This is a genomic window from Nocardia sp. NPDC004604 (assembly GCF_040609795.1).
Lineage (GTDB): Bacteria > Actinomycetota > Actinomycetes > Mycobacteriales > Mycobacteriaceae > Nocardia.
Genome location: NZ_JBEXLC010000094.1, coordinates 25,511 through 34,643, shown reverse-complemented (window position 1 = coordinate 34,643; position 9,133 = coordinate 25,511). Strand labels below are relative to the sequence as shown.

9 protein-coding genes and 1 pseudogene are annotated in these 9,133 nt (G+C 65.5%); 8 read left to right on the top strand and 2 right to left on the bottom strand.

The window, feature by feature from the left end:
• Both ABZW16_RS29075 and ABZW16_RS29070 read left to right on the top strand, forming a co-directional pair.
• Positions 1–86, top strand: a pseudogene (locus tag ABZW16_RS29075) (cadmium resistance transporter); the annotation flags it as partial.
• Positions 87–446: 360 nt separating this feature from the next.
• Positions 447–1,673 carry a mannosyltransferase gene (locus ABZW16_RS29070; protein ID WP_354959250.1) on the top strand — a complete coding sequence of 409 codons (1,227 nt, stop codon included), beginning with the start codon at positions 447–449 and terminating at the stop codon, positions 1,671–1,673.
• On the opposite strand, the gene ABZW16_RS29065 is transcribed toward ABZW16_RS29070, so the two are convergent.
• Both ABZW16_RS29065 and ABZW16_RS29060 read right to left on the bottom strand, forming a co-directional pair.
• Positions 1,612–1,908 carry a 4a-hydroxytetrahydrobiopterin dehydratase gene (locus ABZW16_RS29065; protein ID WP_354959249.1) on the bottom strand — a complete coding sequence of 99 codons (297 nt, stop codon included), beginning with the start codon at positions 1,906–1,908 and terminating at the stop codon, positions 1,612–1,614. The two genes, ABZW16_RS29070 and ABZW16_RS29065, sit on opposite strands and share 62 nt — an antisense overlap.
• Positions 1,909–1,974: 66 nt before the next feature.
• Positions 1,975–2,151 (bottom strand): hypothetical protein, encoded by a 177-nt coding sequence (locus ABZW16_RS29060; RefSeq protein ID WP_354959248.1) that lies wholly within the window; start codon positions 2,149–2,151, stop codon positions 1,975–1,977.
• 154 nt (positions 2,152–2,305) lie between these two features.
• Between ABZW16_RS29060 and typA the strand changes: the two genes are divergently transcribed.
• From typA to ABZW16_RS29030, 6 genes are all read left to right on the top strand, one after another.
• A complete protein-coding gene (gene typA, locus ABZW16_RS29055) occupies positions 2,306–4,204 on the top strand; it encodes a translational GTPase TypA (RefSeq protein ID WP_354959247.1) in 1,899 nt (632 codons plus the stop codon).
• Positions 4,205–4,310: 106 nt separating this feature from the next.
• Positions 4,311–6,062, top strand: coding sequence for an ABC transporter family substrate-binding protein (locus ABZW16_RS29050; RefSeq protein ID WP_354959254.1), 1,752 nt, complete (start codon positions 4,311–4,313; stop codon positions 6,060–6,062).
• The gene (gene mshB / locus ABZW16_RS29045; RefSeq protein ID WP_354959246.1) at positions 6,059–6,931 is read left to right on the top strand and encodes an N-acetyl-1-D-myo-inositol-2-amino-2-deoxy-alpha-D-glucopyranoside deacetylase; all 873 of its coding nucleotides are present in this window, start codon (positions 6,059–6,061) and stop codon (positions 6,929–6,931) included. The genes ABZW16_RS29050 and mshB overlap by 4 nt, the downstream gene beginning before the upstream one ends.
• A gap of 125 nt (positions 6,932–7,056) precedes the next feature.
• Complete coding sequence (locus ABZW16_RS29040; protein ID WP_354959245.1) at positions 7,057–8,523, top strand: amino acid permease; 1,467 nt, start codon at positions 7,057–7,059, stop codon at positions 8,521–8,523.
• A 20-nt stretch (positions 8,524–8,543) separates the two neighbouring features.
• A complete protein-coding gene (locus tag ABZW16_RS29035) occupies positions 8,544–8,702 on the top strand; it encodes a hypothetical protein (RefSeq protein ID WP_354959244.1) in 159 nt (52 codons plus the stop codon).
• A complete protein-coding gene (locus ABZW16_RS29030; protein ID WP_354959243.1) occupies positions 8,699–9,115 on the top strand; it encodes a hypothetical protein in 417 nt (138 codons plus the stop codon). Before ABZW16_RS29035 ends, ABZW16_RS29030 begins: the two co-directional genes overlap by 4 nt.
• The last annotated feature ends 18 nt before the right edge of the window (positions 9,116–9,133 follow it).

Below are 9,133 nucleotides of genomic sequence, written 5' to 3'. Positions count from 1 at the left end.
TGTTCTTTGCTAGAGCAAAGACTAGGAAAGAATATCGAGATATTTATATTGGTCAATATGTAGGATCTGTGGCATTGATTGTCATCTAGGGACATGATCGCCATGTTGTACAGCTGCCAAGCCCCTAATTCTGTTGTGGACGATCAGTGTTATCAGACGGTAGCGCCATCTGCTGTTACCAGAGTGAAAGGTGATGCAAATGTTATCGGTGTGCATTGGTGCGTGGGGCGCGCTGCGGCTACGCAAACTACCGCATTCTGGCCCAGCCGCACGCGCAGTGCCATGAGACGCGGGTCGGCTCGGCGGGTCGTACCGGAGTGCAGGGGATTGGTGGGATCTATCGAGACGACGGTTAATGTAGTCACAGACTCCAGCTCTCTGACGCCGAATGCCCGACCCTCGCGGGACCAGGCCGACGACCCGGAACCGACTCGAAAGCCTGCGAATTGAACCGAAGCCTCCGATTGGCTGTACCGGTGCTCGGTCTGTCCGTGTTGGCCAGGCTGCTGTGGATGCTGCTGTCGAAGAACGGGATGAATCTCGTCGACCTGCACGTCTATGTCGACGGTTCGGCGGATCTGCTGACCGACCGGCTCTACGACTTCACCTATGCCGAGAAGACCCCGGACTTCCCGCTGCCGTTCACCTATCCGCCGTTCGCGGCGCTGGTCTTCTTCCCACTGCACTATCTGCCGTTCACAGTGATCGCGGTGCTCTGGCTGCTGGCCATTGTCGCCGCGCTCTATGTCGTGGTGTGGATCGCCTTCGAGTTGATCCTCGGCAAAGAGCGGATGCGCGAGCCGAAGTGGCGTACCGCCGCCGTCTGGTGGACCGCGATCGGCATCTGGATGGAGCCGGTGCGGACCACGATCGACTACGGCCAGGTCAATGTGTTCCTCGTGCTCGGGGCCATGCTCGCGGTGCGCAGCTCGCGCTGGTGGCTATCCGGTGGGCTGATCGGTGTGATCGCGGGAATCAAACTGACGCCGGCGATTTCGGGTCTGTATTTCGTGGCCCGGCGGCGCTGGGGCACCGCGCTGTGGTCGGCGGTGGTATTCGGCGCGACGGTCGGGGTCAGCTTCCTGATCAACCATAAGGAGGCGAAGCGGTACTTCGGCACCCTGCTCGGTGACGCCGACCGGATCGGTCCGGTCGGCTCGGTCTGGAACCAGTCGCTGCGCGGTGCGCTGAGCCGCCTGCTCGGCCATGACGTCCAATCCGGACCGTGGTGGCTGGCGGCCGTCGCGGTGGTCGCCGTCCTGGCCTTCTTCGCTTGGCGCGCACTGGGTCCCGATGACCGGTTGGGCACCCTGATCATCGTGCAGCTGTTCGGGCTGATGGTGTCGCCCATCTCGTGGTCGCATCACTTCGTGTGGCTGCTGCCCACGGTGATGTGGCTGGTGTACGGGCCGCTGCGGCAGGCGCCCGGCGCACGCATACTCGCGGGCTATTGGTTGGTCACCACGTTGATCGGGGTGCCGTGGGTGCTGTCGTTCGCGCAGCCGTCGATCTGGACCATCTCGCGGCCAGGGGTACTGTCCTGGCTCGGCACCGTCGATGTGCTCGGCGTGCTGGTCTGCTACGTCTGGGTGATGTGGGCGGGGCGTCTGGTCAATCGGATTGCGCCGCAAGCCGATCTATCTCGCGAGCCAGCGACACGTCCAGCGCAGTGAGTCCGCCCGAGTCGTGGGTGGACAGTGTGAAGGTCACCCGACGCCAGCGGATATCGATATCGGGATGATGGTTCGCCGCCTCGGCGACTTCGGCGACCTGCCGAACGAGTTCGATGCCCGCGGGGAAGGTCTTGGCCTTGACGGTGCGGGTGATGGTGTCGCCGGAGTGGGTCCAGTCCGGCAGTTGGGCCAAAGCTTCGGTGAGTTCTGCCTCAGTTAGTTTGGGAGCGCTCATATCCGAGTTGTACCCCGGGCACGGCGAAAGCATCCGGAAATCGGAGCGTGTGGCGAAATCGTCGATTCAGGCGGCGCGGGCCCGCTTCAGGCCCTTCTTCAGTTCCTTACCGCAGCAACCGGCCGCTTCCAGGCGTTTCATCCGCATGATGACGACAGGGCACTTCAAGCAGCGCGTCTTCTTGCGACAGCACTTCTTCTTGGGTTTCAGGCTCGAAACCTTCTTAGCCTTTACCTTGCCCATGATTGGTTAGCTTACCCTTAGTGGACTCCTGGTCTGCGGCGCCACGGGATACCGGTACTGTGTGTAGCTGGCCGCAATGCTCGGTGAGTATCGATTCTCCACCTGTTTGCAGGGGTCGGCCGGAATCTACACCCAACAGCAGGAGGATTGAGGCGTGTCGTCTGCACGCGATTTTCGCAACGTCGCCATCGTGGCCCACGTCGACCACGGTAAGACGACGCTGGTCGACGCCATGCTGCGCCAGTCGGGCGCCTTCGCCGAGCGGGCCGAGCTGGTCGACCGGGTGATGGACTCCGGCGACCTGGAGCGCGAGAAGGGCATCACCATTCTCGCCAAGAACACCGCGGTGCACCGGCATCACCAGGACGGTTCGGTCACCGTGATCAATGTCATCGACACCCCCGGCCACGCCGACTTCGGTGGTGAGGTCGAGCGCGGTCTGTCCATGGTCGACGGTGTCGTGCTGCTGGTCGACGCGTCCGAGGGGCCGCTGCCGCAGACCCGCTTCGTGCTGCGCAAGGCGCTGGCCGCGAAGTTGCCGGTCATCCTGGTGGTGAACAAGACCGACCGTCCGGACGCCCGGATCGAAGAGGTGGTCGAGGAGAGCCACGATCTGTTGCTCGACCTCGCCTCCGATCTGGACGACGAGGCCGCGGAGGCCGCCGAACTCGCGCTGGACCTGCCGGTCCTCTACGCCTCCGGCCGTGAGGGCAAGGCGTCCAAGGAACGGCCCGAGAACGGCAGCGCGCCGAATGCGGAGAATCTGGACGCGCTGTTCGACGTGCTGATGGAGAACATCCCGGCGCCCAAGGGCGATCCGGCCGCGCCGCTGCAGGCGCATGTCACTAACCTCGACGCCTCGGCCTTCCTCGGCCGTCTCGCGCTGGTCCGCATCTACAGCGGTGAGCTGCGCAAGGGCCAGAACGTCTCCTGGATGCACGCCGACGGCACCAAACAGGTCAAGATCACCGAATTGCTGCAGACCATCGGTGTCGAGCGTCAGCCCGGCGAGGTCGCGGTGGCCGGTGACATCGTCGCCATCGCGGGCATTCCGGACATCATGATCGGCGATACCCTGGCCGACCTCGACAACCCCGTCGCACTGCCGCGCATCACCGTCGATGAGCCCGCCATCTCGGTCACCATCGGCACCAATACCTCGCCGCTGGTCGGCCGGGTGCAGGGGCACAAGCTGACCGCCCGCATGGTGAAGTCGCGGCTGGATTCCGAACTGGTCGGCAATGTCTCGCTGCGCGTGCTGGATATCGGCCGCCCGGATGCCTGGGAGGTGCAGGGCCGCGGCGAGCTGGCGCTGGCCATCCTGGTCGAGCAGATGCGCCGCGAGGGCTTCGAGTTGACCGTCGGCAAGCCGCAGGTGGTCACCAGGCAGGTCGACGGCAAGGTGCACGAGCCCTATGAAGAGCTGACCATCGACTGCCCCGACGAGTACCTCGGTGCGATCACCCAGTTGCTTGCGGCCCGCAAGGGCAAGATGGTGCAGATGAACAACCACGCCGCCGGATGGGTGCGGATGGAGTTCATCGTGCCTTCGCGCGGTCTGATCGGCTTCCGCACCGACTTCCTCACCGAAACCCGCGGCACCGGTATCGCCAACGCGGTCTCGCACGGCTATGCGCCATGGGCCGGGGAGATCCGCGCCCGCCACACCGGTTCGCTGGTCTCCGACCGCGCCGGTTCGGTGACCCCGTTCGCCATGATCCAGCTGGCCGATCGCGGTCAGTTCTTCGTGGAGCCGGGTGCGGACACCTATGAGGGGCACATCGTCGGCATCAACCCGCGTGCCGAAGATCTCGATATCAATGTCACCCGCGAGAAGAAGCTGACCAATATGCGCAGCTCGACCGCCGATGTGATGGAGACGCTGGCCAAGCCGCTGCAACTCGACCTGGAGGCGGCGATGGAGTTCTGCGCAGCCGATGAATGTGTCGAGGTCACACCCGAGATCGTCCGGGTGCGCAAGGTCATCCTGGGCGCCACCGAACGCGGGCGCGAGCTGTCGAGACGGAAGGCTCGGGACCGGGCCGCGCTGTAAAGGCATGGCCCTTTATCGGATTGGTCTGCGTGGCCGAGCGACGGCGCGGCCAAGTAGAGTGCGGCACGTGAGCACGGGGGCTAGACGACGCGCGACGATGCGCACGATGCTGATCATGATGACGGCGCTGGCTGTCTTCGGATCAGTGGCATCGGTGCTCGCCGGATGCACCGCGAATCCGCCACCGCCGATCGAGAGCACCGACAGCCCCAAGACGACACCGGCCAAACCGGGTAAGAACACGGTCGTGGTGGCCATCGACGACATCGGCATCGGGTTCAATCCGCACCTGCGTTCCGATCAGTCACCGGCCACCGCGGCGGTGAGTTCGATGGTGCTGCCGAGCCCGTTCCGGCCGGTGCCGAATCCGGCAGTGCCCGGCGCCACCGAGTGGGTGCCCGATACGGCGCTGGTGGTTTCGGCCGATATCACCGCGCAGGAACCGTTCACCATCACCTACACGCTGCGCAACCAGGCGAACTGGTCCGATGGCGCGCCCATTGCCGCGGAGGACTTCCGATTCCTGTGGCAGCAGATGATCACCCAGCCGGGTGTCGTCGATCCGGCGGGCTATCGGCACATCGCCGATATCAGCTCCTCCGGCGGCGGTAAGACGGTCACCGTCACGATGACCGAGCCGTATCCGGCCTGGCGTGAGCTGTTCACGAATCTGCTGCCCTCACATCTGATCAAGGATCAGCCCGGCGGTTTCGCCACCGGTCTGGTCGAGGGAGTTCAGGTCTCGGGCGGCAACTTCCGCATCAAATCGACCGATCGCGGGCGCGACGAGATTCTGCTCGAACGTAACGATCGCTATTGGGGCACGCCCGCGGCGCCGGACCAGATTCTGCTGCGCCGCGGCGGAACTCCCGCGCAGCTGGCCGATTCGCTGCGCACCGGCGATGCCCAGATGGCGCTGGTGCACGGCGGTGTCGCGACCCAGGCACAGCTGGCGGCGATCCCGTCGGTGCGGACCGCGATCATGCCGCAATCACGTGAGCTGCAGTTCGTGATCAACGGGCGCAGCGGTGATCTCAGCGATCCACGGGTGCGCCGCGGGGTGACCGCGCTGATCGATCCGACGCTGCTGGCCACCGTCGCCGGGCAGACCGGTGGCTGGGTCGAGCCGGTGCGCGCGCAGATCCTGACGCCGTCCGATCCCGGTTACGCACCAACGGTGCCGCCGCGCCCGTCCGCGGATGAGGCGTTCGCGCTGCTCGCCGAGGCGGGATATGGACGTGCGCCGGAGACGCCGCCGGTGCAGTCGCCGACCTCACCCGCGCCCCGGCCCCGCTCGGTCGCGAAAAACGGCAAGGCGCTGGCGATTCGGATCGGTGCGGTGCAGGGTGACGCCACCGCGCTCGCGGTCGCCAATACCGCCGCGGACCAATTGCGCAGTGCCGGAATCGATGCCAGTGTGCGCAGCCTCCCCGCGGATACGCTCTACGGCAAGGAACTCACCGAGGGCGCCGTCGATGCCATTGTCGGCTGGGAGGTCGCCGGTTCGGATCCGGCCACCGTACTCGCCTCCCGTTACGGCTGCCCGCCGGTGGAAGCCGGTGCCAGCAATGGGAATTCGCAGACCGCCATCGAGGCGGCCAAGAAGGCGCCGAGCAATCTGTCCGGCGTCTGTGATCCCGGACTGCAGCCCTCGATCGACGAAGCGTTGCGCGGTATCGAACTCGGCCGGGCACTGGCCGATGCCGAACCGCGGCTGTGGGCGCTGGCCACGGTGCTGCCGATCGTGCAGGACAATGTCGTCGCCGCATCCGGACCGCGGGTCGACGGCGCGTCGTTGAGCGGGGCCATCCAGGTCGGCATCTTCGGTGATGCCGCGATGTGGCGCAGGATCCCATGACGGGTGGACTGCTGCTGGTGCACGCCCACCCGGACGATGAGTCCATCTCCACCGGTGGCACCATCGCGCACTACCGCCGCCGTGGCGTACCGGTGACCGTGGTGACCTGCACCCTCGGCGAAGAGGGTGAGGTGATCGGGGACGAGTGGGCGCAGTTGACCGCCGAGCACGCCGATCAGCTCGGCGGATATCGGATATCCGAGCTGACCGCGGCGCTGGCCGCGCTGCAGGCCGGACCGCCGCGCTTCCTCGGCGGTGCGGGCCGTTGGCGGGACTCCGGTATGGCGGGCACTGCGTCCGCCGAGCATCCGCGGGCCTTCGTGCATTCCGGCGCCGCCGCGGTGGACGCGCTCACCGCGATCGTGCTGGAACTGCGGCCCGCCGTGGTGATCGGCTACGACCCGCGCGGCGGCTACGGGCATCCGGACCATATCCGGGCGCACTGGGTCACCTCGGCGGCGGTCACCGCGGCGGCCGAGCAGGGCTGGGACACCCCGAAGTTCTATTGGACGGTGACCGATGCCGATATGTTGCGCCTGCACACCGAGGCGCTGGCCCGGCGGACCGTGGACGGTCTGCCCGGGGCATTGCCGCCCGGCTGGCGGCTACCCGCCGCGGGGGAACTCGCGAGCGTGCCGAGTCATACGGTGACGACCACCGTCGATGTATCCGATTCGTTGGCCGCCAAGCGGGCGGCGCTGCGTGCGCATGCCACGCAGGTGACCGTCGCGCCGTCGGGGCGGGAATTCGCGCTCTCCAATAACGTTGCGCAGCCGGTACTTCCGGAGGAGCACTTCGTGCTGGTTCGCGGCATCCGGGGTCCGGTAGGGGCGGACGGACGCGAGCACGACCTACTGGCGGGGCTGTAGCAGCGCACGTCTCGGCCCGACACCTCGAGGGCTACGGACTGTTGCCTGAGGGTTGCTGTCGCGGCCGTTGATAGCACCGGGTACCGTCTGTGTGATTTTGCACATCGATGAGGAGATAGCGGTTCATGACAGCGGTTGGCGACAGGGCTCACCTGAATATCGAGGACCACGGGTACCACAAGAGTCTCAAACCGCGTCAGCTCCAGATGATCGCTATCGGCGGTGCCATTGGGACCGGTCTGTTCCTCGGTGCAGGCGGTCGGCTGTCGAGCGCGGGACCAGGACTTTTCATCGTCTACGCGGTATGCGGTGTCTTCGTCTTCTTTATCCTGCGCGCGCTCGGTGAGCTGGTGCTGCACCGGCCGTCGTCCGGTTCGTTCGTCTCCTACGCCCGCGAATTCTTCGGTGAGAAGGCCGCATTCGTCGCCGGTTGGATGTACTTCCTGAACTGGTCGATGACCGGAATCGCCGATACCACCGCGATTGCTCAGTATTTCCACTACTGGGCCGGATTCACCCATATTCCGCAGTGGCTGCTCGCGCTCATCGCGCTGGTGATCGTGCTCGGGGTCAATCTGGTCTCGGTCAAATGGTTCGGCGAGATGGAGTTCTGGGCCGCGCTGGTCAAGGTGGCGGCGCTGAGCGCATTCCTGATCATCGGCGCCGTATTCTTGATCGGCCGATTCACCGTGCAGGGTGCGGCGACCGGTCCGAGTGTGATCACCGATCACGGCGGACTGTTCCCGACCGGGATCCTGCCGCTGGTCGTGGTCACCACCGGTGTCGTATTCGCCTATGCCGCAGTCGAATTGGTTGGCACCGCGGCGGGGGAGACGGAGAATCCGGCCAAGATCATGCCGCGCGCGATCAATTCGGTCATCCTGCGGATCGCGGTCTTCTATGTCGGTTCGCTCGTACTGCTCGGAATGCTGCTGCCCTACACCAGCTTCAAATCCGGTGAGAGCCCGTTCGTCACCTTCTTCACCATGCTCGGCGTGCCGGGTATCGGCAGCATCATGAACCTCGTCGTGCTCACCGCCGCCTTCTCCAGCCTCAACGCTGGCCTGTACTCCACCGGACGCATCCTGCGGTCGATGTCGATGAACGGCAGCGCGCCCAAGTTCACCGGGGTGATGGGCGCCAACGGTGTGCCCTACGGCGGCATCATCCTCACCAGTCTGATCGCGCTGTGTGGCATCGCGCTCAATGGCATCGTGCCCGAACGCGCCTTCGAGATCGTGCTGAATATGGCCTCGCTCGGCATCATCGCCTCCTGGGCGACCATCGTGCTGTGCCAGTTGCAGCTGTGGCGCTGGTGGCAGCGGGGCAAGCTGGAGCGTCCGGAATTCCGCATGTGGGGCGCGCCGTGGACCGGCCTGCTCACGCTGGCCTTCCTGTTCTTCGTGGTGGTGCTCACCGGTGTCGACTATCCGGTCGGCACCTGGACCGTCGCCTCGCTGGTGCTGATCGTTCCGGCGCTGATCATCGGCTGGTACGCCGCCCGCAAACGGGTACTCGCCATCGCGGCGATGCGCGCCGGCTACACCGGCGAATTCCCGGTTGTCGCGAACATCCCCATCGAGGGTGACTGATCTCGGAATAGACTCCGATCATGTACAACTGGGACCTGCAGAACAGCATCGCTGCCTTCGTGGACAGTCTGCGCCCCGGCGCGCAGCAACAGCACGACCTCTACATGTCGGTGCTGTACTCGTTCGTCGATATGCAGAGCCATCTGCTCACCCTCCTCGGTTACCCGCCGGTCGCGTGAGGGTCGACGTCGAGAAGGCAACGGATCGCGGTTACGGCACCCCCGAGCCCCTCCGACTGGGCGCGGTGATCATCGGCGTCCTGGTCTTGGACGCCCTGGTCACCCTGGCCCTGGAGGTCCTCTACCTCCCCACCTATATCGATACCGTCGCCTTCCCGCTGTCCGCGGTGTTGGCCGGGGTGGTGAATATCGCGCTGGTCATGGGTGTCCGCTCGGTGACCCACCGCATCGGCGCGGCGCTGCTGCCCTTGGGCGCGTGGACCTTCGGCTTCCTCGTCTGCGGGTTCACCGGACCCGGCGGCGATATCATGCTGGGAACCGACTGGCGCACCTTACTTCTGCTGATCTGCGGCTTGGTCCCGCCCTTGCTGTACCTCTACTTCCGCATCAACGCCGGGCTGTTCGGTCGCTGAGCGACGCCGAATTTCACG

Excerpts from the sequence above, each read along its gene's own strand:
- ABZW16_RS29035 (WP_354959244.1), top strand. The coding sequence starts at position 8,544 with ATGTACAACTGGGACCTGCAGAACAGCATCGCTGCCTTCGTGGACAGT.
- mshB (WP_354959246.1), top strand. The coding sequence starts at position 6,059 with ATGACGGGTGGACTGCTGCTGGTGCACGCCCACCCGGACGATGAGTCC.
- ABZW16_RS29060 (WP_354959248.1), bottom strand. The coding sequence starts at position 2,151 with ATGGGCAAGGTAAAGGCTAAGAAGGTTTCGAGCCTGAAACCCAAGAAG.
- ABZW16_RS29050 (WP_354959254.1), top strand. The coding sequence starts at position 4,311 with ATGCTGATCATGATGACGGCGCTGGCTGTCTTCGGATCAGTGGCATCG.
- ABZW16_RS29065 (WP_354959249.1), bottom strand. The coding sequence starts at position 1,908 with ATGAGCGCTCCCAAACTAACTGAGGCAGAACTCACCGAAGCTTTGGCC.
- ABZW16_RS29040 (WP_354959245.1), top strand. The coding sequence starts at position 7,057 with ATGACAGCGGTTGGCGACAGGGCTCACCTGAATATCGAGGACCACGGG.